Origin of the sequence: Vibrio frigidus (assembly GCF_042465995.1) — a bacterium.
Lineage (GTDB): Bacteria > Pseudomonadota > Gammaproteobacteria > Enterobacterales > Vibrionaceae > Vibrio.
This window is the reverse complement of record NZ_JBCDMC010000010.1, coordinates 125,408-151,391: the sequence shown is the minus strand read 5'-3', so window position 1 is coordinate 151,391 and position 25,984 is coordinate 125,408. Positions and strand designations below refer to the sequence as shown.

26 protein-coding genes are annotated in these 25,984 nt (G+C 41.6%); 6 read left to right on the top strand and 20 right to left on the bottom strand.

Annotation, left to right across the window (positions count from 1 at the left end; all coding sequences use genetic code 11):
- Positions 1–29 precede the first annotated feature (29 nt).
- Entirely contained in the window at positions 30–824 is a 795-nt protein-coding gene (gene bioH, locus AACW90_RS17625) for a pimeloyl-ACP methyl ester esterase BioH (RefSeq protein ID WP_390237022.1), read from the bottom strand.
- A gap of 83 nt (positions 825–907) precedes the next feature.
- Between bioH and AACW90_RS17620 the strand changes: the two genes are divergently transcribed.
- Together AACW90_RS17620 and nfuA are read left to right on the top strand one after the other, a co-directional pair.
- Entirely contained in the window at positions 908–1,609 is a 702-nt protein-coding gene (locus AACW90_RS17620; protein ID WP_390237020.1) for a ComF family protein, read from the top strand.
- Positions 1,610–1,727: 118 nt separating this feature from the next.
- The gene (nfuA, locus tag AACW90_RS17615; RefSeq protein WP_390237018.1) at positions 1,728–2,309 is read left to right on the top strand and encodes a Fe-S biogenesis protein NfuA; all 582 of its coding nucleotides are present in this window, start codon (positions 1,728–1,730) and stop codon (positions 2,307–2,309) included.
- A gap of 246 nt (positions 2,310–2,555) precedes the next feature.
- Here the strand turns inward: nfuA and cysQ are convergent, their stop codons facing one another.
- The 14 genes from cysQ to gspC all read right to left on the bottom strand — a co-directional run bounded on the left by cysQ (position 2,556) and on the right by gspC (position 15,366).
- Positions 2,556–3,386, bottom strand: a complete 831-nt coding sequence (cysQ, locus tag AACW90_RS17610) for a 3'(2'),5'-bisphosphate nucleotidase CysQ (RefSeq protein WP_390237016.1) — start codon at positions 3,384–3,386, stop codon at positions 2,556–2,558.
- An 8-nt stretch (positions 3,387–3,394) separates the two neighbouring features.
- A complete protein-coding gene (gene nudE, locus AACW90_RS17605; protein ID WP_390237014.1) occupies positions 3,395–3,967 on the bottom strand; it encodes an ADP compounds hydrolase NudE in 573 nt (190 codons plus the stop codon).
- A 94-nt stretch (positions 3,968–4,061) separates the two neighbouring features.
- A complete protein-coding gene (locus AACW90_RS17600) occupies positions 4,062–4,823 on the bottom strand; it encodes a type II secretion system protein N (protein WP_390237012.1) in 762 nt (253 codons plus the stop codon).
- A 1-nt stretch (position 4,824) separates the two neighbouring features.
- Positions 4,825–5,319, bottom strand: coding sequence for a type II secretion system protein M (locus AACW90_RS17595; RefSeq protein WP_390237010.1), 495 nt, complete (start codon positions 5,317–5,319; stop codon positions 4,825–4,827).
- Positions 5,319–6,530, bottom strand: a complete 1,212-nt coding sequence (gene gspL, locus AACW90_RS17590; protein ID WP_390237008.1) for a type II secretion system protein GspL — start codon at positions 6,528–6,530, stop codon at positions 5,319–5,321. Before gspL ends, AACW90_RS17595 begins: the two co-directional genes overlap by 1 nt.
- Complete coding sequence (gspK, locus tag AACW90_RS17585; protein ID WP_390237006.1) at positions 6,499–7,533, bottom strand: type II secretion system minor pseudopilin GspK; 1,035 nt, start codon at positions 7,531–7,533, stop codon at positions 6,499–6,501. Before gspK ends, gspL begins: the two co-directional genes overlap by 32 nt.
- Positions 7,526–8,185 (bottom strand): type II secretion system minor pseudopilin GspJ, encoded by a 660-nt coding sequence (gene gspJ, locus AACW90_RS17580; protein ID WP_390237004.1) that lies wholly within the window; start codon positions 8,183–8,185, stop codon positions 7,526–7,528. Before gspJ ends, gspK begins: the two co-directional genes overlap by 8 nt.
- Complete coding sequence (gene gspI, locus AACW90_RS17575) at positions 8,172–8,531, bottom strand: type II secretion system minor pseudopilin GspI (protein ID WP_390237002.1); 360 nt, start codon at positions 8,529–8,531, stop codon at positions 8,172–8,174. The genes gspJ and gspI overlap by 14 nt, the downstream gene beginning before the upstream one ends.
- Positions 8,528–9,115 (bottom strand): type II secretion system minor pseudopilin GspH, encoded by a 588-nt coding sequence (gene gspH / locus AACW90_RS17570; RefSeq protein WP_390237075.1) that lies wholly within the window; start codon positions 9,113–9,115, stop codon positions 8,528–8,530. The genes gspI and gspH overlap by 4 nt, the downstream gene beginning before the upstream one ends.
- A gap of 51 nt (positions 9,116–9,166) precedes the next feature.
- The gene (gene gspG / locus AACW90_RS17565; protein WP_390237000.1) at positions 9,167–9,610 is read right to left on the bottom strand and encodes a type II secretion system major pseudopilin GspG; all 444 of its coding nucleotides are present in this window, start codon (positions 9,608–9,610) and stop codon (positions 9,167–9,169) included.
- A gap of 49 nt (positions 9,611–9,659) precedes the next feature.
- On the bottom strand, positions 9,660–10,877 hold the full coding sequence (gspF, locus tag AACW90_RS17560) for a type II secretion system inner membrane protein GspF (RefSeq protein ID WP_390236998.1): 1,218 nt from the start codon (positions 10,875–10,877) through the stop codon (positions 9,660–9,662).
- Positions 10,877–12,373 carry a type II secretion system ATPase GspE gene (gene gspE / locus AACW90_RS17555; RefSeq protein WP_390236995.1) on the bottom strand — a complete coding sequence of 499 codons (1,497 nt, stop codon included), beginning with the start codon at positions 12,371–12,373 and terminating at the stop codon, positions 10,877–10,879. Before gspE ends, gspF begins: the two co-directional genes overlap by 1 nt.
- Complete coding sequence (gene gspD, locus AACW90_RS17550; protein WP_390237073.1) at positions 12,373–14,373, bottom strand: type II secretion system secretin GspD; 2,001 nt, start codon at positions 14,371–14,373, stop codon at positions 12,373–12,375. Before gspD ends, gspE begins: the two co-directional genes overlap by 1 nt.
- Before the next feature lie 63 nt (positions 14,374–14,436).
- Positions 14,437–15,366, bottom strand: coding sequence for a type II secretion system protein GspC (gspC, locus tag AACW90_RS17545; RefSeq protein WP_390236993.1), 930 nt, complete (start codon positions 15,364–15,366; stop codon positions 14,437–14,439).
- A gap of 170 nt (positions 15,367–15,536) precedes the next feature.
- Between gspC and hslR the strand changes: the two genes are divergently transcribed.
- The 4 genes from hslR to AACW90_RS17525 all read left to right on the top strand — a co-directional run bounded on the left by hslR (position 15,537) and on the right by AACW90_RS17525 (position 20,790).
- Positions 15,537–15,926 (top strand): ribosome-associated heat shock protein Hsp15, encoded by a 390-nt coding sequence (hslR, locus tag AACW90_RS17540; protein ID WP_275135299.1) that lies wholly within the window; start codon positions 15,537–15,539, stop codon positions 15,924–15,926.
- Positions 15,927–15,942: 16 nt separating this feature from the next.
- A complete protein-coding gene (gene hslO, locus AACW90_RS17535; protein ID WP_390236990.1) occupies positions 15,943–16,818 on the top strand; it encodes an Hsp33 family molecular chaperone HslO in 876 nt (291 codons plus the stop codon).
- Between the two features lie 332 nt (positions 16,819–17,150).
- On the top strand, positions 17,151–18,779 hold the full coding sequence (gene pckA / locus AACW90_RS17530) for a phosphoenolpyruvate carboxykinase (ATP) (RefSeq protein ID WP_275135297.1): 1,629 nt from the start codon (positions 17,151–17,153) through the stop codon (positions 18,777–18,779).
- 115 nt (positions 18,780–18,894) lie between these two features.
- Positions 18,895–20,790: an AsmA family protein gene (locus tag AACW90_RS17525; RefSeq protein ID WP_390236987.1), complete on the top strand. Its 1,896-nt coding sequence runs from the start codon at positions 18,895–18,897 to the stop codon at positions 20,788–20,790.
- Between the two features lie 63 nt (positions 20,791–20,853).
- Here AACW90_RS17525 and AACW90_RS17520 read toward each other — a convergent pair whose 3' ends face one another.
- From AACW90_RS17520 to typA, 5 genes are all read right to left on the bottom strand, one after another.
- Positions 20,854–21,762, bottom strand: a complete 909-nt coding sequence (locus AACW90_RS17520; protein WP_390236985.1) for a bifunctional GNAT family N-acetyltransferase/hotdog fold thioesterase — start codon at positions 21,760–21,762, stop codon at positions 20,854–20,856.
- Positions 21,763–21,835: 73 nt separating this feature from the next.
- Positions 21,836–22,270, bottom strand: coding sequence for a D-aminoacyl-tRNA deacylase (gene dtd, locus AACW90_RS17515; protein ID WP_390236983.1), 435 nt, complete (start codon positions 22,268–22,270; stop codon positions 21,836–21,838).
- On the bottom strand, positions 22,242–23,150 hold the full coding sequence (locus AACW90_RS17510) for a virulence factor BrkB family protein (RefSeq protein ID WP_390236981.1): 909 nt from the start codon (positions 23,148–23,150) through the stop codon (positions 22,242–22,244). The genes dtd and AACW90_RS17510 overlap by 29 nt, the downstream gene beginning before the upstream one ends.
- A 9-nt stretch (positions 23,151–23,159) precedes the next feature.
- Positions 23,160–23,684 (bottom strand): AAA family ATPase, encoded by a 525-nt coding sequence (locus AACW90_RS17505; RefSeq protein WP_390236978.1) that lies wholly within the window; start codon positions 23,682–23,684, stop codon positions 23,160–23,162.
- 113 nt (positions 23,685–23,797) lie between these two features.
- The gene (typA, locus tag AACW90_RS17500) at positions 23,798–25,630 is read right to left on the bottom strand and encodes a translational GTPase TypA (RefSeq protein ID WP_390236976.1); all 1,833 of its coding nucleotides are present in this window, start codon (positions 25,628–25,630) and stop codon (positions 23,798–23,800) included.
- Between the last annotated feature and the right edge of the window lie 354 nt (positions 25,631–25,984).

Here is a 25,984-nt window from a genome sequence, read left to right as displayed (position 1 = left end):
TTACATATCTTATCGGCCAAACTGTTCAATTATTTACCACTAAATTGTATTAATTGTGTGCAAAACTCATCGAGCTCAGTCATAAATGGAGCATGAGAGGATTGGTTAAATATGTAATGGTCTGAATTTGATAGTAATTCTTGTAAGTCATTCGCGACTTTTATCGGTACTAAACCATCAAGTCGGCCATAAAAACGCAAAAATGGCATACTGATCTGATTCAACTGTCCACGTAAATCTACATTTCCTAGCATATTTAAGCCAACCAACAAGGACTCTGGAGTAGGAAGAGGGCGTGACAACACGGCCTTTTTTAGTAATTTTACATCCTGTCTTGCGGTTGGGCTTCCCATCGCTTGCAACGCCATAAACCGTTCAATAGTTGGATGAAAATCTTCTACTAACTGTTCAGTAAAGGTAGACAATACGGCGGGTTTAATACCTCTCCAACGCTTCTCCGCAGCGAATTTAGGTGAGCTGGCAACAGTGACGAGTTTCGATACTCGATTTGGGGTGTTTAACGCGATATGGGTAGCGATTAACCCTCCTAATGACCAACCCACCCAAATAGCTTGCTCCGGTGCATGTTCCAGAACCATCTTAGCTGCGCTATCGATATCATCTGCATGTCGTTCTGAACTGTGGCCATAGCCCGGCAAATCGACCACATGAACCGTAAAGTGTGCGGAAAGTCGCTCAACCGTTTGTTGCCAAACCGCGCCATTCATTCCCCATCCATGGATTAAGACCAAGTCTTTACCATTTCCTTCTCTATGCCAAAACAAAGGTGGGGGAGTTGTCATCTTCTGTGCTACTTCAATCATGAATTATCTCTTCGCGTATTCTTTATTATTTAATCTGAACTCAAATCCAGTGATGCCCCTAAATACCAACTACTGAGATTCTAATGTGGAAAAAAGAAATCCGTCGTATTATTACCCAATATTCTAACCCAATTTGCCATTTATGTGGCCTTAGTAAGGGTAGAAAATCTGGTGATCTCATTTGGTGCCAGAGTTGTTTATTATTCTTCTTAGCCAAACCTAGATGCTGTCAATGTGGATTAGAGACACTATTATCTGTTGCCAAATGTGGTGCTTGTTTATCCGAGCCACCACTCTGGGACAGGCTTTTTTGTGTCGGTGATTATAAAGCGCCATTATCTAACTATATCCACAACTTAAAGTATTCAGGCCAATTGCAATACGCCTACGATCTGACCTATTTATTGTCACAAAGGATAGATAATCCTGCTCCGCTCATCGTGAGTATGCCACTTCATTGGCGACGTTTCGTGCATCGAGGTTACAACCAGAGTGATATTCTCGGGCACTACCTAATGGCTCATTTACAAGGAAAGAGTACCTTCGATCAAACGCTCTTTAAAAGGGTTAAATCTACCCCTAGCCAACAGGGGTTAGATAAGCAACAAAGGATGAAAAACTTGACCCACGCATTCACCCTCAATTGGTTACCTAATCAAACACATATCGCAATTATTGACGACGTAGTTACCACAGGAAGTTCAGTCCGACAATTATGCCAATTACTGCTTGATGTTGGAGTGAAAAAAATTGATATTTATTGCATCTGCAGAACAGGAACATAATGCCTAATAACTCGACGTTATTGAAGCAAACAACAAAGTATCAATTTTCATTTGGCATCCTGTAATCGCAAGAGTAGAATAGAATCAAATAACCTACAAAAACAGTCAGGTATTAGTCGTGTCAATTATTATTACTGAAAGTGCTCAAGCACACTTTGCTAAACTGCTAGAACAGCAACCAGAAAATACCAATATACGTGTATTTGTCGTTAACCCAGGAACACCAAATGCAGAGTGTGGTGTCTCTTATTGTCCACCAGAAGCGGTAGAAGCAAGCGATACCGAGATGAAATTAGAGCCCTTTTCAGCCTTTGTTGATGAGCTAAGCTTACCTTTTCTCGAAGATGCTGAAATCGACTACATAACGGACAAAATGGGATCGCAGCTTACCTTGAAAGCACCTAACGCAAAAATGCGTAAGGTTTCTGACGATGCCTCTTTGATGGAACGCCTTGAATATGCAATTCAAACGCAGGTAAATCCACAGCTTGCTGGCCACGGTGGTCACGTAAGCCTGGTAGAAATCACAGAAGACGGAATTGCCCTAGTTCAATTTGGTGGCGGCTGTAATGGCTGTTCGATGGTTGACGTAACGCTGAAAGAAGGCATAGAGAAAGAGCTAGTACAGCAATTTGAAGGTGAATTGACTGCGGTTCGCGATGCAACAGAACACGCTCGCGGCGAGCACTCATATTACTAACTGGTTACCGTTTGTTTCCTATTTACATGGAGCGTCGCTTCAGTGAATAACGAAATAATCTGTATTCTAGAAAGCAAAAAGGACAGCGATTAACTGTAATGCCGTTCATTTAAGAAAACGTATTCATCGTCATTCCCGTGAAAACGGGAATCTGGGTGGGTTTAGATCCCCACTTTCGTGAGGATGATGGAGTTTGATGTCTTAAGTAAACAGCATTAGCGATTCGCCGTCCTTTTTTAATGTTTGTTAATCTTTTATTTGTAATATTTCATCCCAAGGCAGATTTTCATCTCCTAACACGATAAAATTAGGGTTCTCAAAGGTTTCTCTTTCATTGTAAGAAAGAGGTTCCAGCTTAGTACTCAATATCCTGCCTCCGGCTTCTTGGACAATACATTGAGTCGCCGCGGTATCCCATTCTCCTGTTGGCCCAAGCCTTAGATAACAATCAACTGCGCCTTCTGCAACCAAGCATGCTTTTAACGCCGCCGATCCTAATGGAATAAGATCATAATTCCATGCCGGCGACATTCTGTTGGTGATTCTATTGATATCCTGACGGCGGCTGATCGCGATCGCGATGGTTTGCTGTCCAACCTCATGCGTGAGTGTTTTTATACGAACACTTTTATGCATATCTGGAATCTTCCAAGCACCCTTGCCTTCGTAGGCATAATACGTTACGCCAGAAACAGGTCCGTATACCACCCCCATCACTGGTCTGTTATTTTCTATCAAAGCAATGACTGTCGCAAAGTCGCCACTTCGAGCGATAAATTCTTGAGTACCATCCAATGGGTCCACAAGCCAATAGCGACTCCAGTGAGCACGCTGTTCAAGTGTTATATCTGCGGCTTCTTCGGATAATACTGGGATATCAGGTGTTAGCTCAGATAATTTCTCTTCGATGAATTTGTGCGCAGCTAAGTCGGCAGTGGTTACAGGCGTCGAGTCCGATTTGGTGAATTCTTCATACTCTTTTTTCTCATAAATATCTAAAATGAGTTGTCCTGCTGCTCTAGCAACGTCAATGACCGACGGTAGTAGGTTAGATAGATCTTTGTTAAAGGTTGCCATGTCAGTTCCTAGTTCGTCTTATTCAGTGACGCTTCTTTCGCTAAGTAACGCTGAGCCAGCATGAGCGCTGCAATACTTCTGGCTTCACTAAAATCCAAATGGGACAGTAATTCATCCGCTTGATTTAAAGGCCAACGTACCAATTCTAAGGGTTCTGGCTCATCCCCTTCTAACGTTTCAGGATATAAACCTTCGACTAGAAAAAGCGTCATTTCACTTGAAAAATAAGAAGGTGCTAAGACCACTTTTTTAAGTGGTGTAAAAACAGTGCCACCCAAGCCTATTTCTTCTTTTAATTCTCGATTCGCTGCCTCTTGCGGTGTTTCACCTAAATCAACAAGTCCTTTTGGAAAACCAAGTTCATATTCTTCGGTACCTGCGGCATACTCCCTAACGAGTAATAGATCACCATTTTCCGTTATGGGCACCATCATGACCGCTTCACGACCACTGCGGCGCATTCGCTCATAAGTGCGCTTTACCCCATTAGAAAATTCAAGGTCAAGAGATTCAATAGTAAATAACTTCGATTTAGCGGCTGTCTCAACGGCTAATATTTTCGGCTTTTGAATTTTCGCCATCCCTTGCTCCTTGTTTGTTCGATAACTTAATATTAACGGTAATATTCATTCTAGCAATAACAATGCATCTCAAACACTTCTACTACAAGCTAGATTAGTTTAATTTGCCTGCATAAGTAAATGAGTATTCACCTTTGTTGTTAGGACTTCCAAGCCATTTAAGCTGAGATGTCATAGCCGTCGGAAATTCCGCATTAGGTTTGAACCAAGCATCCACGTTATAACGTAGGTTCGGTTGTAATTCGGCTTGTAGTGAACCCGCTAACTGATTGTTATTGTGCTCACCCGTTGCACTTAGCTTGCTTTCTTGGCACTGTAAATCCGTTATAACGCTACCTAAATCTAACCCACCTAAAGGTGACCCAATTTTACTTCCAGCCCACACTAGTGTACCCGTTGCCGACTGGCACCATGGTTGCGCATATTGATAGTCATTAATAGATAACTCTAGGTTTCCTTTTACAGTAATCGGAACAGGTATAGATAGTCGCTGCAATACATTTACAGCGGGCATGGAGATAATCACGTTATCGGCAAATAAACCTGATAAACCAACACCTACATTTCCTTTACCCATTAGTTTTACATCGCTCCCTCGACCAAAACGCAACGAGTAATTGGCTTTACCTTGAAGCAGTTTTAGTGGTTTAAACTGCCAATTCACCTGACCAAGGTTATCATTTTTCCAACGAACATTTTGGGCTTCACCTGCCCAAATAGTGCCACTTGGCGACTCAATTTTTAAGTTCGGCACCTCTGGCATCGCTTTTAAAGCAAAGGAGACTGGCATGTGAATAAAGGCACTAATACACAGTACTGATATAAAACAAATGACGAGAAGAATTATACGTTTCAAATTATCCTCCCCGCTTTAGCTGCAAGCGTTTCACTTCAATAATCCCTTTAGAATCACTGCTCGAAATTTCCATAAATTCAACCTGAACCGCTTGTTTTTGTTGTAAATAAGCAAGCCAATGTACAAATTGGTCAAAGGCAACGGGTTTAACCCAAACTTGTAGCATTTCATCACGTGGCTGAATTCTAACTAATTCAATTTTGTAGCTTTTGGCTGATGTGGAAATGACCTGATTAAACGGCTCATTCGAGACAGACACTCCACCGTTCCCTCTAAGTTCGATGATTCGGTCGGCACGATCAGATACCCATTGAAGCAACGCTTTCTCACTATTTATTCTTACTTTCGCCGTATTCGCTCTTTCGGATAGAGGTTGAATCAACCCCCAATAAAAACCACCAACTATCATTAATATTGAGCAAGCAATAACCATACGCTGCTCTCTTAAAGAAATACTTCTCCACCAAGAGAAAATGGACTCTTTTAAAGTACTCATTACTTTCTCCTCAAAACGAAACTGCCTGACACTCGATTCTCTTTTCGATCAAGAGGTCCTTGAGTCACGCTAAACTTCTCAGCCAATTTAGTTCTTACCTGCTCAAAGGTTTGAAAGTCCTTCATTGAGGCATCAAGACGGACCTCACCGCGATTCGCGTCATACCGAATATTGCTTATTTCAACGGAGGTGTGCCCTTTTAGCGCGTCAGGTAACAGTGCTAACCAACCTAATACGGAAGTCTCGTCATGACCACGTGAGAGTGCGCTCTCTTCGTCTGACATTTGGCGCTTTAAGTAGCTGACTGTAGGTATCTTGTTTTTATTTGGAAATATAGTGCGGAAAATTCGTTCACTTTCAGAACGGTAAGCGAAGGCTTGAGCTTCATATTGATTGACTTGAAGAACCCGTTGAGTGGTCAATACTAATAGGAAAAGACACGCTGCGAATACAACATTCTTCCAAACTTTCAAGTGCTTAAATATTGAGGACTGGGGTTTAAACATTCCTGTTAATAGGTTGGTTGGTGAATGGATTGCACCTTTAGTAAGGAGTGCCATAACCAATTCAGGTTCCGCCTGCTTCCAATCTGTATTACTGGTTACAGAATCAGGTATCGTGCTATAGCTTAATATTTTGTAACCTTCACTTTGACTAGCGCACCAATCAGATTCAATGAAGAGAGGTAACCACTGTTCATCTATTGATGTGGACTGATTTTGAGACTTTCTAAACAGCCATTGCGAATCCATTTGAACCGCTGACACTGTATTATCCATTAGTGGTAATGTCTGTGCATCAGGCACAATTTTACTTATCGCAATCCCAACCGCCGTAAAAGCTTGAATCCACTCAGATAAATACGCTTTATCAATGGCAGCAACGTCGACTTTGTTTGCATTTTTTTTCAGAATCGTAAAGTGCAACTCGTCAACATCCTGAGCAATATCATCTTCAAGCAAATATGGCAGCATCGTATCAACTTGCCGAACTGCGCCTGCCGGAATTTCTGCTTCCATTAGCAATATGTCACGGCTATCCAATAACAACAAAGTTGTACGTTGGTCCGCGTAAATAAAAAGCTCACCTAGCTGCTCTTTGCTGCTAAGTTCTCCGCTCGCAATAATTTCATTCTGACTAGTAGACCAAACCAACCACCGTATAGGGGCCTGCTTGTCTCTACTTAGTCGAACTGTCAGAAACTCGCTCAATGACTCCTCCAAAACGCCGTCGTATAACTGAAACGTCCTTCTTGTCTTTACTAAAGAGTAGGCTTCTTATCCTAACTCTTGATTCATTTACCATAACCTGAGCATCAAGCTCAAAGTAATGGCTATCTGTCGTTAAATAACCATTGGCTTTATCTTTTATCGTCGCATCTATTGTCGCGATCTGTCTTTCGGCTAAGAAGTCATCCACAGATGCCCAGCCATCATAAGGTCTGTTTTCTATCAATGAGGAAGCGTCACTTGCACTCAACAGTGGTGAAAACATTGCCACCAATATAACCGAACCCGCCTCATTAATCGTATTCACATTTAAACGCCAATCGTCCCAAGGTAACGCACACACTACCGGGCCAATCTTCTCCATCACTCCACTATCCATTTGATGAACCGCCCTTAGCTCCGTGTTATCAGAGATCATCCCGTTAGGGGTGATATAGGCGGGGTGCAGTGCTTCATAAAAGCTATCTTCGACACCATAATTGGTCGATGATGTAGTATTTTTATCTAAAAATTCCCATGTGGAATCGGCTATAACCTCAGCTTGATAATTTTCTATCTCAAGCTCTTCGAGCATACGCTGAAAAACAGCCACCAAATAGGGCTTTGATGTACTATTGGCCTGCTGCTTTTCTTTCCCTAATGCGTTGATATTAAAACACGCTTGCTTGTCTATTATTTTTCCAGATGCCGTACCATAATCGAGCGGAAAAACTTGTTCTTTCAACGCCCAAGGTTGACTAGTGTTGATCGTATCACCATCTTCATAGCTCTGCTGAATACCATATTTGGCTAACGCTTCAATGCCAATGCTGTACCAGTACGCCTGTTGGTGACTGATCCGATTCTCGGCACGTGTATAGTTAACAAACAGCCTCTCAGTCATTGTGGCGGCAATTGAAACCATCACTGCAAGAATCAGTAATACAACAATTAAAGCCGCACCCGCATTCTTTTTAACGGATCTATTAAATGGCCTGTTAGTCATTGCTAACACCTTCGGTGGCGACTTGCAAACGCTCTCCAGCCGTCAAATAAACTCGTTCTATATTGCCATAATCTTGTAGCGTAAATGTAATTGAAAGTGCCTTGGGTAAAGCTAATGCCTCATCCCAGCTTTCACTCCATCCACCCTCTTTATAAAATTGCATATCAATCTTTTCAACATCGTTGAGTAGATTGGTGATCACGCCTTCCTGTCCCACCGGTGTGTCTGGATATCGCCACCAAACCCGTTCAAGCCGATTTGCGACAATTCGATAACCAACCTTGGTAATCTCCCCACGAGGAAACACCTGCTGTGGGTTTTGCCATCCTAACCGAGTAAACAGTACAGCCTTGTCATCTGAATCGAGTAACCCATCGCCCCAAAAGAGAATATTTTCTGCTGCTTCTTCTCCATTGGTTCTGAATCTTCTTAACGCTATCTGTCTAAAGTCATTATCGATAATCACCATCGCTCGTTGAATCTCTTTCAACCTTTCTGTCTTTTCAAGCGATACTTGATTGCTACGCTGTACCTGATTTAATACCATGTAAGCCGACACACTTAGAGACGCAAAAATAGCAATCGCGACAAGCACTTCTATTAAGGTAAAACCCCGCTGTAGTTTGCGATAAGACACCTTATTTTTCGACATAACTTCTCACCGTCAATATTGGGCTTTTTGCGTTTTCATTCAATGATACGCTAACATCAAATGCAGCAATAAAACCAACGGCGGTTTCAACAGGCGTTACTTTCCAATACCACTGTTTACCCACCATTTCTGTTTTGCCCGACTTGGTACTTTTAGGTGCACCAGATAATATTACTCGGCTAATTTGATTGTCTATAACAAATGATGCGAACGTTTTTTCTTCCAGATAAGACAGCGTATTTAGGTGTTGAGTAACAGATCGCATTACACTGATCGCAGCAGTAGCAAATATAGCTAGCGCAACCAATACTTCAAGCAATGTCATACCACGAGTACGCTGATTCATCGAATACCCGTCTCATCTTGTGTGTCTTTTGCATGAATAAGGTCGATAGAACCGGATTCTTTTACATCGACAACCCAACCATTATATTTGTCTTCCTTTGAAAATATGGAGAGACGAAAAGGGGTCATCTCGCCACTGGACAACACAAACAACTGGGGTGGTTTGATTTTTTTTTCTTTATCAAACTCAGTAAACATATCTTCATCAAATAAACTTTCTTGTTTAAATAGGCTTTCATTCTGCGACCATGCATCACTACCTAACTCCAATGAAAGTAATACACCGTCTTGCAGTTGTGTTTCGACGTACGTTTTATTTTCAAAAACTTGCCACCCGTTACTCTCTAGCTGTAGGTAACAGTAGGTGCCTTTTTTTTCATCTACTCTTATACCCAAATCTTTACCATTTAAAATGGCATGCTCATTAAGAAGTTGTATTCGATAGTAAAAACGCTGTGCTTGTTCTTTCGCAATATCTTGCTTTGAATCAGGCAAATTAATGACCACGGCCACGGCACTAAGCGACATCAAGACTAATACCAGCATGATCTCAATTAGGGTAAAACCTGTATTTTTCTTATTCATTACTGCCACAAGTCGCGCCTACTATATGGACATGGTTAGGTCTATTGATAATTAGAAATCTTGAATATTCCAATTGCCAATATCCGCAGCACTGCCTTCTCCACCCTCTTGTCCATCTGAACCCAGGCTAAAGATATCGATCGTTCCTTTGTCACCAGGGCTTAGATATTGATAATCGTATCCCCAAGGGTCTTGTGGTAGTCGCCTTATGTAACCACCGTCTCGGTAGTTTCTTGGCTCAGGGCTGCCACTTGGGTTTGTAACGAGTGCTTCTAAACCTTGATCTGTCGATGGGTATACACTGTTGTCTAACTTATACATATCGAACGCTTGCTCTAATCCAGAGATGTCAGATACGGCCTTTTGTTGATCCGCTTTTTCTTTGTTTCCTAACAAATTAGGCACAACAACGCTGGCCAAAATACCTAAAATCACAACAACAACCATAATCTCAAGTAAGGTAAAACCATTTTGTTTTCTTTGTTTCATTTTCATCTCCTAACAAACTCAATCCTTCTGCTCAGGTCGGCGGAACACCAAATCATTAAGCAGAAATCAAATTATTCATCTCTAAAATAGGCATCAACGTTGCCATTACAATGAACAAAACCACACCAGCCATCACAGCAACAAGTGCAGGTGTAAATAGCCCTAAGGCAATATTAACCGTGGATTCGAAATCCCTATCTTGATTATCTGCTGCTCTAGTAAGCATCTGCTCTAACTCACCACTTTGCTCACCACTTGCAATCATATGTAACATCATGGGCGGGAATAATTTAGTTTGTTCTAAAGCACGCCTTAAACTGCCCCCTTCTCTTACTTTTTCGCAGGCCTCCAAAACGTGTTGCTCCATATATCGATTGCTTATTACGTCTGTCGCAACTTTCATGCCTTCCAATAATGGAATAGCACTCGAGGTACAGATAGATAACGTTCGAGCAAAGCGAGACGTGTTGATCCCTTTTGTTATTTTTCCTATCAAAGGAATACTCAGCAACTTCTTATCCCAAGACATCCTTGTATTCGAATTCTTTAAGGCTATTTTTAAACCATAGTAAGAACAGATAACACCAACTAACAGATAAATTCCCCAGTTTTGTACAAAACCACTGGCATCTAAAAGAAATTGAGTTGAGCCGGGTAGCTCCTGTCCCATTTGAACAAACTGATCAACGATTTTTGGCACAACACTGGCTAATAGAAAACTAACAACCGCAAATGCGAATACGGTTAACACCACAGGATAAATCATCGCCTGTTGCAGTTTAGAACGCATTAACTGGCGATTTTCAGCGTAATCAGCGAGTCGATTTAACACGCTATCCAAATGACCGGAACGTTCACCAGCGGCCACCATAGAGCGGAAAAGATCATCAAATACATTCGGGTAATCGGCAAGGCTATCGGCAAGCGTATACCCTTCTACCACTCGAGAGCGGACCCCCATTAGCATATTGGTGATACGTGGCTTCTCCGATTGCTCTGCAACCGCTCTTAAACATTCTTCTAAAGGCATGCTTGCTTGAACTAATGTTGAAAGCTGACGTGTTAATAACGCGAGATCATTGGTGCTAATACTTCGATTAAATGATGTAGACGATTTTTCGGCACTGTTTTTTACTTTGGTTTCAATGACCTCAACAGGAATCAAGCCCTGTTCTTTCAATCGTTGTCGAACTTGGCGTGCATTATCTCCCTCAATGACACCTTTTTTCTGCCTACCTTTGTCATTCAGTGCTTTGTATTCAAATGCAGCCATTAGACTTCCTTGGTTACTCGCATAACTTCTTCAAGAGTAGTGATTCCTTGACGAACTTTTTTCAATCCATCAGCTCGGATACTTGGCGTATAGGCACGGACTTCTTTCTCTATGCTCATTTCTCCCGCTTCTGAATGAATGAGTTCTTGAACGTTATCGTCAACAAGAAGCAGCTCATGTATTCCAGTTCGTCCTCTGTACCCCTTGAAATTGCACGCCTCACATCCATTCGCACGATAAAGTGTTAAGGGCTCTTGCTCCGTTAACTTAAACACTTTCTTCTGTTCTCTGTCAGCTTCAAAGCCTTGCTTACAATCAGGGCACAAGGTCCTTATCAGACGTTGAGATAGCACTCCTAACAAAGAGGATGAAATAAGGAAAGGTTCAATGCCCATATCCCTTAGTCGAGTTATTGCCCCTATTGCTGTATTAGTATGCAAGGTAGACATAACTAAGTGACCCGTTAACGAAGCTTGCACACCTATTTGTGCCGTTTCAAGATCACGTATTTCACCGACCATAACGACATCTGGATCTTGGCGCAAAATGGCACGTAAACCACGGGCGAAGGTCATATCAACTTTAGGGTTAACCTGTGTTTGACCTATTCCGTCAATATCAAACTCGATAGGATCTTCTACCGTTAAAATATTCCGTTCCGTACTATTCAGCTCTTGTAACGCGGCATATAAGGTTGTTGATTTACCTGAACCTGTTGGTCCGGTAACCAAAATGATGCCATGCGGCCTAGCGATCAATTTTCTTATTACTTCGTGGTTTTCTTCCGTCATCCCTAGGCTGTGTAAATCAAGGCGGGTAGCGTTTTTATCCAGTAAGCGCATTACAACGCGTTCACCATGCGAAGAGGGCATTGTAGAGACACGGACATCAACCGCACGACCACCAATTCTCAATGAGATTCTTCCATCTTGAGGAACACGTTTTTCAGCGATATCGAGTTTTGCCATAACCTTAACTCGTGAGACGAGAAGTGGTGCTAGCTTGCGGCTTGGTTCTAATACCTCACGTAATACTCCATCAACGCGAAATCGAATAGACAAACTCTGTTCAAAGGTTTCAATGTGAATATCCGAAGCACCTTCTTTAATTGCTTCGCCTAGCATCGCGTTGATCAACTTAATGATAGGGGCGTCATCTTCTGTTTCTAATAGATCTTCATTTTGAGGTAACTCTTCAGCCAATGAGAAAAAATCATCATTATCTGCGCCAATATCTTCCATTAACTGTCGTGCTTCTGACGAATCTCGTTGATAGATCTCTGTCAGTTTCTTCTCAAAGCTATCTTTATCGGTCGAAACCAATGCAAACGGCACCTTAATGACTCGTTGTACTTCCGCTAAAATTGATATTGCAATAGGTTCGACATAATACAACTGAGGCAGTTCTGTTCGTTGCGGACCATTGTCTAAAACCACATGGTGACGCCTAGCAAAACCAAATGGTAAACGCCCAACAAAGCTGGCCAACTGTGTCATCAATCTAACTCCAACTGGTCAATAAAGGCCTGTACTTCTGCCGGATAACGTGGCGAATCGCCTTTAAATTCTGCAAGGACAGGAATGAGGTCATCCGATAGCAGTTTCAGGCCTTCTTCGGCTTTAAATAGCTGCTCAGCACGAATGTAGTTATATTTACGTTGGGTAATGCCATCTGCGGTCACACCATCACGAATAATGGTCGGCTTGATGAACACCATCAGGTTTTTCTTTTCAACGGAACTGCTTGTTGATTTAAAAAGATGACCAATGACTGGAATATCGCCTAAGAATGGGACTTTAGATTCACTCTCCATGACCCGTTCATCGATCAATCCACCTAGAACCAACATCTGACCATCTTGGATCATAACCTGCGTATTAAGTTGTCGTTTAGCAAAACGCACATCGACTGCGCCACTGGCACCAAGTACGTTTGAAACTTCCTGCTCTATCGTTAATTGAACAGAGTCGCCTTCATTTATTTGAGGAATAACTTTAAGCTTAATCCCGACTTCTTTGCGCTCTACGGTCTGAAATGGGTTGCTGTTGTTTGCCCCTGCCGTGGAACCTGTTAACACTGGAACCTCTTCGCCAACGATAAAGGATGCTTCTCCGTTGTCCATCACGGTAATACTAGGAGAAGAGAGAATATTAGAATTGGAATCGGTAGATACGGCGCTGATCAGAGCAGTCCAGTCTCCCAGAACTAAACTCATTGCTGCTCCGTTCACCCCACTTAATGCGGAAGCTAGTGAGGAATAGTCACCGGATTCAGTGGTGGTTTCATTTCTCAAGAAACTTCCATCGTCATCATATACGGCGGTTGTGGTAGTGGTATCTTTTGCCTCTTCAAGGCCCACCATTACACCACCAATTGATGCACCTGTATTGCCATATTGAATAACGGCACCAGTATCCAAGTTACCCCATTGCACGCCCAAATTAATGCCATCACCTTCAGACATTTCAACAATAAGCGCCTCTATAAGAACCTGAGCACGACGAATGTCCAACTGAGCAATAACATCCATAAGGGCGTTCATAATATCTGGTGGGGCCGTCAACACTAATGCATTGGTATCTTTGTGAGCGGCAATCATCACCTGTGATTTACTTGACGCGCCTTGAGCCTTAGATGAGCTCTGCTTCTCTGACTGAATATTTTCAGATACACCTTTTAAAACGTCGACAATATCTTCGGCTTGCGCATATTTCAGATAGACAACTTGATTATTACCTCGACTCGCCATTTCAATATCGAGCTGTTTTATCAACTTGCGAAGACGTTCACGTACGGTTGGGTCACCGGAGATAAGAACGGAGTTAGTGCGGTCATCAGCAACAAGTTTAGGTTGTAAAAATGCCGGCGTATTTTTTGTATCGGTCGTTTTATTTAGCGCATCAACTATTCGCACCATTTCTGAAGCAGACGCATTTTTAAGAACAACCACCTCTATTGATTTGTCCCCAGCCTGATCAACACGTTCAATAATTTCGGCAAGACGATTAACAACGGCAGCACGACCTGTAATCAAGATGATATTGGCAGGGTCATAATGGACCACGTTACCCGCACCAGCGTTATCATTTAATTGACGCAATAATGGAGACAACTCTCGAACAGAAACATTTTTTACTGCGACGACACGAGTAACAACGGCATCACCTAATATTTTTTCATCAGCCCCGACAACAGGAATTGCGGATGTTTTCGCATCTTTAGCCTTTATAATTTTAAGTACACCACTCTCCATTTCGACAACGGCAAAACCATAAACTTCTAAAACATTAAGGAAAAATTGATAGTATTGTTTTTCATTTAATACGTCGTAGCTTCGAACATCTATCTTCCCACGAACAGAAGGGTCGACAATGATGGTCTTTTCTAAATTTCGTCCAACAATATTAATGAACTCTTGAATATCCGTGCCTTTGAAGCTCGCACTATATTCATCGGCAGAAACAGATAAGCACATTAGACTTCCTATCAGTAACATCGCACTTCTGCTTAACCAGTTCTTCACTAAAAAACCTCCAAATCACCGACACTTAAGCCAGTATTAAAATTCTAAATATATTTCATGTGCTTGACCGTCACGCTCTACGGTCAAGTTGAATTCTGTCATTTCCGACATCGACTGCCAAACTTTACCCATTGAAGCCGGATCCGTTAGATCCTCACCATTCAAAGACGTGGCAATATCACCATTTTTAAGTCCTGCAGAATCAAATAATGCACGCTGCTTTCCAGGCCTAATTCGATAACCGACAAGCTTCCCGTCTTTCTTTACTTGAGATAAACGTATGTATTGGAGGATTTTTTGAGGATCAGCTAAAACCTCTGCTCGAATCGATTCAATCTCATTACCTGAGGGAGCAGGATTATTTCCTATTTCGCTAATCATTTCGTTACTCGCTCGTTTATTCGCTGCGGGTAGCACCTTTTTGTACTCGATTCCTTCAAGCATCAACGTTTCATCTCGACCCGCATTGTCAATAATAATACGGTCAATAAAAACGTTCTTTAGTTTCGCTTGTGTCCCTTCAATTTTCTCACCAATACCATACGTTTCTTGGGACCCATTATTAGCGATAACAGCTAAGCTACTTTCTGCTACAGAACTAGAGACAGCACCAACCAAAATTAAGTTCAAACGCGTTTTTGGTGCATCCTGTATTACCGGCGCTGACACGACCTTCTCTACCTTTTCGTCGTGCCGACCAAATAGTGCTGCTTGTAATAAACCAGATATAATAATCCCCTTCGACTCAGAAGAAGATTGAGCATTAACAGTTTGACCGGACCATTTAGATACCGTCGTCTGATCATCTGAAAAATACCACACCGTTTGACCCGCAATCCATGCTGATAAGCAGACCAACAAGATAGTCAATAAAGTGCAGAGCTTAGACTGAGAAGCAGCAAATAAACGGAAAACCTTTTCCGATAAGCCGGAAAACGGATAAGTTCGGCTCAAAACAGAAGACATTTACAACCTCTTTAGTGTCTATAATCACAGTAAACATTATGCAGAAGAATATCATACCCCTTTCAAGATTGAGGTAAGGGAATTCCTAAAATTTACATTTACCACTTGAAAAAAGAGATATGTGTCACCATTTTTACAGAAAATAGTTTACAGCATGGAGTCGTATAAAAATGAGCACAAATACAGAGACAGTAAGGCTCGACAAATGGCTTTGGGCTGCAAGATTTTACAAAACTCGGTCGGTAGCTCGAAATATGATAGACGGGGGCAAAGTTCATTATAATGGGCAGCGCTCAAAACCAAGTAAAATAATAGAACTTGGTGCAACAATAACGCTAAGACAGAGACATGAAGAGAAGATCGTTGTCATAGATAAAATTTCAGAGCAAAGACGTGGAGCACCAGAAGCACAACTGCTCTACACTGAGACACCAGAAAGCATCTCAAAACGAGAAGAAAACGCACAAAAGCGTAAACTCAATACGTTATTCAGCCCTAGCCCCGAACGTAGGCCAGACAAGAAGCAACGTAGAGACATTATTAAATTTAAAAACCAGTAAGCCGGAGTGTTCTGACATGGCACAAGACGTTTTAAATCGTTATTTATTCGAGAATCTTTCTGTACGTGGGGAACTTGTACAGTTAGATAAAGCATATCAAGAGATTATATCTAGTAAAGAGTACCCAGCACCGGTACAAAACTTATTAGGCGAGCTATTAGTCGCCACCACCCTTTTAACTGCAACACTAAAATTTGAGGGTTCTATCACACTTCAACTGCAAGGCGATGGTCCTGTCTCTTTGGCTGTCATCAATGGTGATCAAAACCAAAAAGTACGCGGCGTTGCGCGATGGGAAGGTGATATTGCTTCTGATGCATCACTTCACCAACTGGTAGGAAAAGGGCATCTTGTGATTACAATTTCACCAGATAAAGGGGAACGCTATCAAGGTGTAGTAGGTCTTGAAGGGGATGTTCTTGCGACGGTTTTAGAAAATTACTTCCTTCGTTCTGAACAGCTCAAAACACGCCTATGGATTCGCCTTGGTACTCAAGATGGAGCGCCTCATGCTGCTGGTATGTTGCTTCAAGTTATGCCTGATGGAACCGGCACAGAAAACGATTTTGAACATTTAGAACAACTTACAAACACAGTTAAGAATGAAGAACTCTTTACTTTAGAGGCAAACGAACTGCTCTATCGATTGTACAATCAAGAGACGGTAAACCTTTTCGAGCCACAACCTGTTGTTTTTCATTGCGGCTGTTCAAGGGAAAAAAGTGGCTCTGCAATCCTAACGGTTGCCAAAGACGAAGTTTATGAGATCTTAGCGACTGAAGGTACAATTTCTTTACATTGTGATTACTGCGGCACGGATTATTCGTTCGACGAAAATCAGGTGTCAGACCTTTATTCTCAAGCAGATCAAGGCAACACTACCCTTCATTAACATGCATATATATAAGAATTCATTCAAATTATGTATTAAGCCGGTGTAAACCGGCTTTTTTTGGAGTGATACTTATATAAATCACACAATTAAGCACTTTTCACTCCAACTCTCATTTCTGAAAACAAAGATAAAATTGATCTAGCGCAAAGCTAACAAATGGTGATAAAACAACCACTCGAAAATGTGACGGGTGATTTAAAACCCCGAATAAATCATCGGCAATTTATGACTTATCTCCCTGTTTTCTCGCTTTCACGTTGCTAGCATGGTGAACAGAATAAAAACAAATTATATAAAATCCCTACAAAAATCTTAATTAAGGAGCACCTATGACCGTTATGGAACATACCAAGGCTGCAGAACTAGACCTAACTGAATACGGACTATCTGGCGTAAAAGAGATTCTTCGCAATCCAAGTTATGACATGTTGTTCGAGGAGGAAACTCGCACTGATTTAGAAGGCTATGAAAGAGGCGTTGTTACAGAGTTAGGAGCCGTTTCTGTTGACACTGGCATCTTCACTGGTCGTTCACCTAAAGATAAATTCATCGTTTTGGATGACACCACAAAGGAAAATATGTGGTGGACTTCAGAGCAAGTCAAAAATGACAACAAAGCAATCTCCCAAGAAGTTTGGAACGAACTAAAAGTTCTGACAACAACTCAGCTTTCAGGCAAGCGCCTGTTTGTTCTAGATTGCTACTGTGGTGCTAACGAGGATACTCGTCTGTCCATTCGTTTCATTACTGAAGTGGCTTGGCAATGTCACTTTGTTAAAAACATGTTCATCCGTCCAACAGAAGAAGAGTTGGCCACATTTGAACCAGACTTCGTTGTTATGAACGCGGCAAAAACAACCAACCAAGATTGGGAAAAACAAGGCCTTAATTCAGAGAACTACACTGTATTTAACCTAACAGAGAAAATGCAACTTATTGGCGGTACTTGGTACGGCGGTGAGATGAAGAAAGGTATGTTCGCAATGATGAACTACTTCCTACCGTTGAAAGGCGTTGCATCTATGCACTGTTCTGCAAACGTTGGTGAAGAAGGCGATACGGCTATCTTCTTCGGCTTGTCTGGTACTGGTAAAACAACGCTATCTACAGACCCTAAACGCGCATTGATTGGTGATGACGAACATGGCTGGGATGACGATGGTGTATTCAACTTCGAAGGGGGTTGCTATGCCAAAACTATCAAGCTTTCTAAAGAAGCCGAGCCTGATATCTATAACGCTATCCGTAAAGATGCGTTACTAGAGAATGTAACGGTTCGTAATGATGGCTCTATCGATTTTGATGACGGCTCTAAAACCGAGAATACTCGTGTTTCATACCCTATCTATCACATCGATAATATCGTTAAACCAGTCTCTAAAGCTGGTCATGCAAACAAAGTTATTTTCTTAACAGCAGATGCATTTGGTGTTCTTCCACCTGTTGCTAAATTAACAGCAGAACAGACTAAATATCACTTCTTATCTGGTTTCACTGCGAAATTGGCCGGTACAGAACGTGGTATTACTGAACCAACACCAACCTTCTCTTCTTGTTTCGGTGCGGCATTCTTAACGCTACACCCAACTAAGTACGCTGAAGTATTAGTGAAGCGTATGGAAGCAGCAGGTGCAGAAGCCTATCTAGTTAATACGGGCTGGAATGGTACTGGTAAACGTATCTCTATCCAAGATACTCGCGGTATTATCGATGCCATCTTAAATGGTTCGATTGAGCAAGCAGAAACTAAGCAAATCCCGGTGTTTAATTTAGAAGTCCCAACAGCACTTCCAGGTGTAGACCCTGCGATTTTAGATCCTCGCGATACTTATGTTGATCCACTTCAGTGGGAAAGCAAAGCCGAAGATCTGGCACAACGTTTTGTTAAGAACTTCTCCAAGTACACTGACAATGCTGAAGGTGCAGCACTCGTCGCTGCTGGCCCGCAACTAGACTAAGCCTTGATAATCAGTAAATAGTGATTAAGCCCCTCATTTGAGGGGCTTTTTTGTTGAATCTCTTTCCTAATTAAGTCAATCTGTCCAAATTAAATAATGGGTTAGGTATTAATAGATGAAAAAAGCACTAGTCATATTCTCTATTGCGCTACTGCTGATCATATCTTGTGCTGTATTTGGTCTCTACTTAGCTATGCAGGGTCCCTATACGACCAAACTCACTAATCACTTACTCAAACAGTACTCTTCGATACCTATTTCTGTTTATGACGCTCGATTTGAATTCCCTAATCATTTCTCCTTTTTGGGCGTGGAAATACAAGAACTCCAGGAAGATACGATTAATATTGAACAGGTCGATGTCTGGATAAACTCCGACTCAATCGTTGAGTCTATGCCTGTGATAGATAGCCTTCTGATAAATGGTTTACTGCTCCAAAATGGGTTACCTGCTATTCCAACATTTGAAAACCTTAAGTTGCATCAGTTAGCCATTACCAACCTCGATTATTCTGACAGTGATTTTATCTCACGCGATACCAATATTCAGATAGAGAACCCACTCTATTTAAATAATAGTCAGAAAATTCCTTATGGTTCAATACAGTTCTCAGCTGAACAGATTTATTGGCACAGAGAAGCATTTAATAACGTTTTAGTTGATGCTAATTATAAGGCTGAAAATAGCACGGTTTATGGGGCTTCATTTGAGTGGCGAGGAGGCGATGTTTCGACCCAAGCAGAACAATACTCAGAAGGATGGTCGCTCGTTAATACGACAATAGACCGACTTAGATTAAACATGAAGCAGCAAGACGAAATTGAACCGTCCGACTGGTCGTTCCTTGTTGATAAGATAACCCATTTCAATAGCCTCGATATTTTGGGTAGCACAATTGAAACCCCTAACTTCCAAATCACTAACGGTAATTTTTCTGTCGAAAATCTATCCCTTTTAAACGGAGTTTGGCAACAGAAAGACGGCTATGTTTCTTTCAGTGCAGAAAGTATCCATTACCTAGACCACTTGTGGCTAGAACCTGCATTTGAAAGTTACTTTGATAATAACCTGATCTCCATTGAGGCGCTTAGCTTTGAGTTTGAGAAAGGACTTGTCAAAATGGTCGGCGAATTAACACCACATTCTGTTTATCTCAAAAATCTGGATATCGATGGCATTAAATGGTTTTACGAATTACCAGAAGACACTCTTGTTATAAAGAACTATTTAAACTCGCTAGATCAGTTGCTTATTGATGATGTGAAAATTAGACGATCACAGTTTGTTCAAATCGCTCATCAACCAAACTGGCAGTTTTCTGGCCTCTCATTGGATGGAAAACATCTCGCACTCATCAAACAAAATCGAGTTGGTCTTTGGGATGGGCAAGTAAGTGTCACGGCTAACAATGCCAGTTTTAAGAATTTGCTCACAAGCCAACCAATCATAACAATGCAGAGTAAAGAAGGTACTTGGCAATTGAACGAAGCTTTTATCCCCCTAGAGAATGGGCTTATTGAAGCGACGGCGAGCTACTCGCTCTCTCAACCAAGCCAACCTTGGCGGCTTGAAGCGTTCGCGGACGGCCTACCCACTGACCTATTTTCTGATTGGTTATCGCTACCGGTCGACATCGAAGCTATTGCAGAATTTCAGATTGGTTTAAATGGCTTAGGTGGAGACGCGTTAATGTTAAAGCATAGCTTGACCGGGCAGTTAGTCGGTTCGCTGAGAGACGCCTTTTTATTGCAGGATATCGAATCCGACCAGCCAGAAATCATACCATTTGAGAGCTCTGAAATTTCTATCTCTGTTGATAGAGGTCGAATCGATATTGCTCCCATCATAATTAACGGTGGTAGAATTACCGGACGCTTACGAGGTAATGTTGATTTGGTTCAAACTGACGATAACTCAATTTCACTTGAGCTAACGAATAGCTGTATAAAACAAAGCTTTGAATTGATAAAAGATATACGGCAAGAAAAGAATACTTGTCCAAAAAAATAGTCTCACGCAACGCTGTGACACTATTTGGCGATAAAGCCACCCATTGGTCTTATTCTCTTTATATTAAGATTTTTGTATCTCAGGCAGCAGCATATAAGTCCCAACAAATTCAACAGCTGCAGCATTGCCGCTATAAATAGTCACGCTGATGACGACTCGAGCCTTTCGCCCATTCTCAAACCGATCTAGGTCACCACTGATTCCATCTAAAGATGTCGTGGCAATGGGTGTTTCTTCAACTGGATGACGGTAACGTACTTTACTATCTGCCAACACAATGTCGGCTTTAAGGCCACGCTCTTTCATCAGTAGCCATGTCATTCCCCAGCCTGTCAACGTTGCTAACGTAAAGGCAGAACCAGCAAACATTGAATTTCTAGGGTTTAAATTCGGGTTTAGTTGTGCACTACACTCGAATTGATAGCCCGTATATTGTGTTATTTTGATACCCATTTTGTCGCTAATGGGGATTTGCTGTTCCCAACGTTCTTGCAGCTCAGCACACCAATCTGGTCTTCGTAAAATATTATCCATAGGATCGAGCTGTTTTACCAACTGCTGGTGACGGTTCGCACCATATTGTCCACTTATCTCACCTTGACTCTCAAACCCATTTTTTATATAGAAACTCATGGCTTCTTGGCGAGCATTACAAACCAACCGCTTTACACCTTCTTGCCGAGCAAACGATTCTAGTGCCACAAGGATAAGAGAACCAACGCCCTTATCTCTACGATTGGGCTTGACCGCCATAAATCGAATCTGTCCCTCATGATCGGAGGTCACGTACAAACGCCCTACAGCCACTGGGCGGCCTCTTCCATCAACAATCATGCGATGATGACTCATCTCATCAAATTCATCCCGTTCGGAGCCCACAGGCATGCGTAGAGGCTCTCGAAGCATCTGCCATCGAAAATGATAGTATTTAGCAATTTGATTTGCTGTTTTAGGCGTGATTAGTTTAAACATTTAAATCCTTTTAAAATTTTTCTACTTTAAAGCTTTATATTTAAAACCATAAAAAACGGAAAAACTTGCGATTTCAAACCTGTAGCCAAAATGTGACAGGTCCATCATTAACCAAAGACACTTTCATGTCAGCCGCAAAGCGTCCTCGCTCTGTTGGCAGAATGTCATGGCAACGTTCAAAAAAGTAATTATACAATCGTTCGGCATCAATTGGGTGAGCACCACGTGAAAAACCAGCTCTTGTTCCCTTTTTTGTATCGGCGGGCAAGGTAAATTGCGAGACAACCAGAACACTGCCACCCACTTGTTTAACATTCAGATTCATCTTGCCTTCTGCATCGCCAAACACACGATAATTAACGACTTTCTCTACCAAACGTTGGGCTTTTGATTCGTCATCCTCTTTTTCAACACCTAATAGTATAAGAAGCCCTTCATCAATTTGCCCAACAATCTTCTCATCTACTTTAACAGACGCTTCACTCACTCTTTGTATTAGCGCTATCAATACCTTCTCTCCTATCCCCAAACATACGCTCTACAAACTTCGGTATTACTAAATCCGAATCTTGGTTCCACTGTTCTCTTTCGCCTAAGCTTGCTGTTAGCTCTGCACCAATTAATACTATAAACCAACACAAATAGATCCAGACAAAGAGTATCGGTACAGCCGCAAGCGTGCCATAAATCAACTGATAACTAGGGAATGCCGATATATAGTAGGCGAATATGCTTTTACTTATTTCAAACAAAAAAGTACTAACAAAGGCACCAAACATCGCATGCCGAATTTTGACTTGGATATTGGGCACAAATAAATATAGTCCTAAAAACCCAATATAAGAAAAAAGTAGAGGTAACCTACCGTATAAAAAGTTAACGGTATCGTCACTAAAAAATTTAAGAGACATAATGTGGGAGCTAACGGCAATACTCGCACCCATTAAAAGAGGGCCTAATGTAAGCACCATCCAGTACATAGAGAAGGAAAAGACCATGCGTCGCTTTTTCTTTACTCTCCAGATGTAATTCAGATTTTTATCGATACTAGAAATAAGCAAAATCGCAGTAACAAATAAAAATGCGGCACCGACTGTTGTCATTTGAGCGGTATTTTGTACAAACGCTTCTAATGCATCTTCTATTGCTTCACCAGCAGCAGGAACAAAATTGTTAATAATAAATTGCTGTATTGTATCACCGACACCGTCAAACGCGGGAAATCGTGCAAGAGCAGAGAATATAACCGTTGTTAGAGGAACCAATGATAACAGAGTAATATACGTCATATAGCCTGAATTCACGGTTAACCTATCGTGTATAACTCTCTGCTTCAAATAGAATAAGTAATAAATAGTTGTGCGCATGAAGCACTTTAGTTTTTCCATAAACCGCCTTTAACCAATCTGCTCCAATATAAAATCTGTTCGTTCTTCTACACTGCCCCATGGCACCTTAATCGGTTGATAGCCCAAATTTCGGTAGCACGTTAAAAGTAACTGATGAATCTCTAATGCCTCAGAAAAAGAGTGAGGACGAACCGCATCTTGAGTGTATATTAATTGTTTGGGAGCGCAGAAAAAAACCTTCTCAAAATAACCGTTACTGGCATCAATATATCTTTTTTCGACGTCCAGTTTACCGAGCTGAAGATAAGCGCATATATCAGGTATCGCTCTATCCAAGAAAGAAATATTTCTCTGCTTTTCCGATGTCCGTTTCTGATTTTTCATCATATCTAGGCACATTTCTGCAAATTCAGCCAAATGTGTCCAAGGCAGTATGCCATTAGTCAACAAGGATTGCTGCTCAATTAAATAGCGAGGGCTCTCTTCAAAAGTAAGGTACCCGCGCGTGGCAAGTACACCAATAATACTTGTTTTTCCTGCACCGGGGCCACCTGTTATTACTATCGGTTTCATAGACTTCCTTTGCTTAAAACAACCCACACTTTTCAGTCTACCAAAAAAACAATCCCCCTTCATGATCGCGCATGAAGGGGGATTCGTGTCATTTCTTAAAGTAAAGAGTGACGTTATGCTTTCGCTGGGCGACCTGCACGTTTACGTTCGTTTTCAGTAAGAAGTTTCTTACGAATACGAATGCTTTCAGGCGTTACTTCTACAAGTTCATCTTCATCGATAAACTCTAAAGCTTGCTCTAGTGTGTACTTGATAGCTGGCGACAATGTTTGCGCTTCATCTGTACCAGATGAACGAACGTTTGTTAGCTGCTTACCTTTAAGACAGTTGACTGTCAGGTCATTCGAACGGTTATGGATACCGACAATTTGACCCTCATACACTTCATCTGCGTGTTCAGCAAATAAACGACCACGCTCTTGAAGATTAAACAGAGCATATGTCAGAGCTTTACCTGTCGCATTTGAGACAAGAACACCATTAGCACGTCGACCAATAACACCACCTTTATGTGGGCCATAATGATCAAACGTATGATAAAGCAGACCTGAACCAGACGTCATCGTCATAAATTCAGTTTGGAAACCGATAAGACCACGAGAAGGCATCATAAAGTCCATACGTACACGGCCTTTACCATCTGGAGACATATCAGTTAGCTCACCTTTACGGATGCCGATGTTCTCCATGATATTACCTTGGTTTGCTTCAACCACATCGATAGTCACTGTCTCGTATGGTTCTAAAAGCTTACCATCTTCTTCTTTTAGAATTACTTCTGGGCGAGATACTGCAAGCTCGAAGCCTTCACGACGCATATTCTCGATAAGAATAGAAAGGTGAAGCTCTCCACGACCAGACACTCGGAATTTATCAGGATCATTTGTTTGTTCTACACGTAATGCAACGTTATGAACGGATTCTTTCTCAAGACGTTCTAGGATATTACGAGAGGTAACAAATTTACCTTCTTTACCTGCAAACGGAGAGGTGTTTACCTGAAACGTCATTGTTACCGTGGGTTCATCGACAGAAAGAGGAACCATGACTTCAACATTATTTTGATCACAAATAGTGTCAGAAATCTTCAACTCACCCAAACCTGTAAAGGCAATAATGTCACCCGCATTGGCTTGTTGTATTTCATGGCGGTCAAGACCAAGGTAACCAAGAACGGTACCAACTTTTCCATTTCGTCTTGTACCATCAGCACTAACAATTGTCACTTGCTGGTTTGGTGCAACTTTACCACGAGTAACACGCGCAACACCGATAACACCAACATAAGAGCTGTAATCAAGCTGAGAAACTTGCATCTGCAAAGAACCATTGATATCAACGGCAGGCGCCTCTACGTTGTCTACGATGGCTTGGAACAATGGTTCCATGTCTTCACCGACAACATCTTCTTCTAGCGTAGACCAACCGTTTAATGCTGAAGCATAAACAACTTGGAAATCCAATTGCTCATCTGTTGCACCTAGGTTGTCAAAAAGGTCAAAAACTTGGTCCATTACCCAATCAGGGCGAGCACCAGGACGGTCAACCTTGTTGATAACAACAATAGGTTTAAGGCCATGTCCGAACGCTTTTTGTGTTACAAAGCGAGTTTGAGGCATCGGTCCATCAACCGCATCAACAATAAGCAATACGGAGTCAACCATAGACATGATACGTTCCACTTCACCACCGAAATCGGCGTGTCCTGGGGTATCAACGATATTGATTCGGTAGTCGTGCCAGTTAATCGCTGTGTTTTTTGCAAGGATAGTGATACCGCGTTCTTTCTCGATATCATTCGAGTCCATTACACGTTCTTCAACTTCTCCACGAGATTCTAGCGTGCCTGACTGCTGAAGCAGTTTATCTACAAGAGTCGTTTTACCGTGGTCAACGTGCGCGATGATCGCGATATTTCTTAATTTTTCAATCTGTGGAGTAGTCATGAATTTTGATTCACTCAGTCATAATGAAGCTGCGAAACATCGCAACAATGGTTTAAAGTTGTGTAAAACCGTTTTAAAAATAAACAGTTTTAAAAATCGGCGCTAATGTATCAGATTTTTGCTCAAATACCTAAAGAATGTGATCTTTATCTATATATTGTTAAATAGCCGGAATTAAATACAACCGACATACCTCAAACCTGCGCTTTGCAACCTTCATTAACAGAGTCATTGATAACGGATAAACGTTAAAGTATTACCGTTTCTAAAATCAGATTGACATTTTTTAACCATGGGTGCTGAATAGAGATTGTTCGATTCTTAGTATAGTTCAACATTGAACGCACACTATTG

Bases quoted from the DNA above. Each gene is read 5' to 3' on its own strand.
- cysQ (WP_390237016.1), bottom strand. From the start codon at position 3,386: ATGGCAACCTTTAACAAAGATCTATCTAACCTACTACCGTCGGTCATT.
- AACW90_RS17595 (WP_390237010.1), bottom strand. From the start codon at position 5,319: ATGAGTACTTTAAAAGAGTCCATTTTCTCTTGGTGGAGAAGTATTTCT.
- hslO (WP_390236990.1), top strand. From the start codon at position 15,943: ATGGCACAAGACGTTTTAAATCGTTATTTATTCGAGAATCTTTCTGTA.
- bioH (WP_390237022.1), bottom strand. From the start codon at position 824: ATGATTGAAGTAGCACAGAAGATGACAACTCCCCCACCTTTGTTTTGG.
- AACW90_RS17520 (WP_390236985.1), bottom strand. From the start codon at position 21,762: ATGTTTAAACTAATCACGCCTAAAACAGCAAATCAAATTGCTAAATAC.
- gspD (WP_390237073.1), bottom strand. From the start codon at position 14,373: ATGTTACTGATAGGAAGTCTAATGTGCTTATCTGTTTCTGCCGATGAA.
- gspH (WP_390237075.1), bottom strand. From the start codon at position 9,115: ATGAATAAGAAAAATACAGGTTTTACCCTAATTGAGATCATGCTGGTA.
- AACW90_RS17505 (WP_390236978.1), bottom strand. From the start codon at position 23,684: ATGAAACCGATAGTAATAACAGGTGGCCCCGGTGCAGGAAAAACAAGT.
- gspJ (WP_390237004.1), bottom strand. From the start codon at position 8,185: ATGTCGAAAAATAAGGTGTCTTATCGCAAACTACAGCGGGGTTTTACC.
- AACW90_RS17620 (WP_390237020.1), top strand. From the start codon at position 908: ATGTGGAAAAAAGAAATCCGTCGTATTATTACCCAATATTCTAACCCA.
- AACW90_RS17510 (WP_390236981.1), bottom strand. From the start codon at position 23,150: ATGGAAAAACTAAAGTGCTTCATGCGCACAACTATTTATTACTTATTC.
- nudE (WP_390237014.1), bottom strand. From the start codon at position 3,967: ATGGCGAAAATTCAAAAGCCGAAAATATTAGCCGTTGAGACAGCCGCT.
- gspK (WP_390237006.1), bottom strand. From the start codon at position 7,533: ATGACTAACAGGCCATTTAATAGATCCGTTAAAAAGAATGCGGGTGCG.
- gspE (WP_390236995.1), bottom strand. From the start codon at position 12,373: ATGACACAGTTGGCCAGCTTTGTTGGGCGTTTACCATTTGGTTTTGCT.
- typA (WP_390236976.1), bottom strand. From the start codon at position 25,630: ATGACTACTCCACAGATTGAAAAATTAAGAAATATCGCGATCATCGCG.
- pckA (WP_275135297.1), top strand. From the start codon at position 17,151: ATGACCGTTATGGAACATACCAAGGCTGCAGAACTAGACCTAACTGAA.
- gspF (WP_390236998.1), bottom strand. From the start codon at position 10,877: ATGGCTGCATTTGAATACAAAGCACTGAATGACAAAGGTAGGCAGAAA.
- AACW90_RS17525 (WP_390236987.1), top strand. From the start codon at position 18,895: ATGAAAAAAGCACTAGTCATATTCTCTATTGCGCTACTGCTGATCATA.
- hslR (WP_275135299.1), top strand. From the start codon at position 15,537: ATGAGCACAAATACAGAGACAGTAAGGCTCGACAAATGGCTTTGGGCT.
- gspG (WP_390237000.1), bottom strand. From the start codon at position 9,610: ATGAAAATGAAACAAAGAAAACAAAATGGTTTTACCTTACTTGAGATT.
- gspI (WP_390237002.1), bottom strand. From the start codon at position 8,531: ATGAATCAGCGTACTCGTGGTATGACATTGCTTGAAGTATTGGTTGCG.
- gspC (WP_390236993.1), bottom strand. From the start codon at position 15,366: ATGTCTTCTGTTTTGAGCCGAACTTATCCGTTTTCCGGCTTATCGGAA.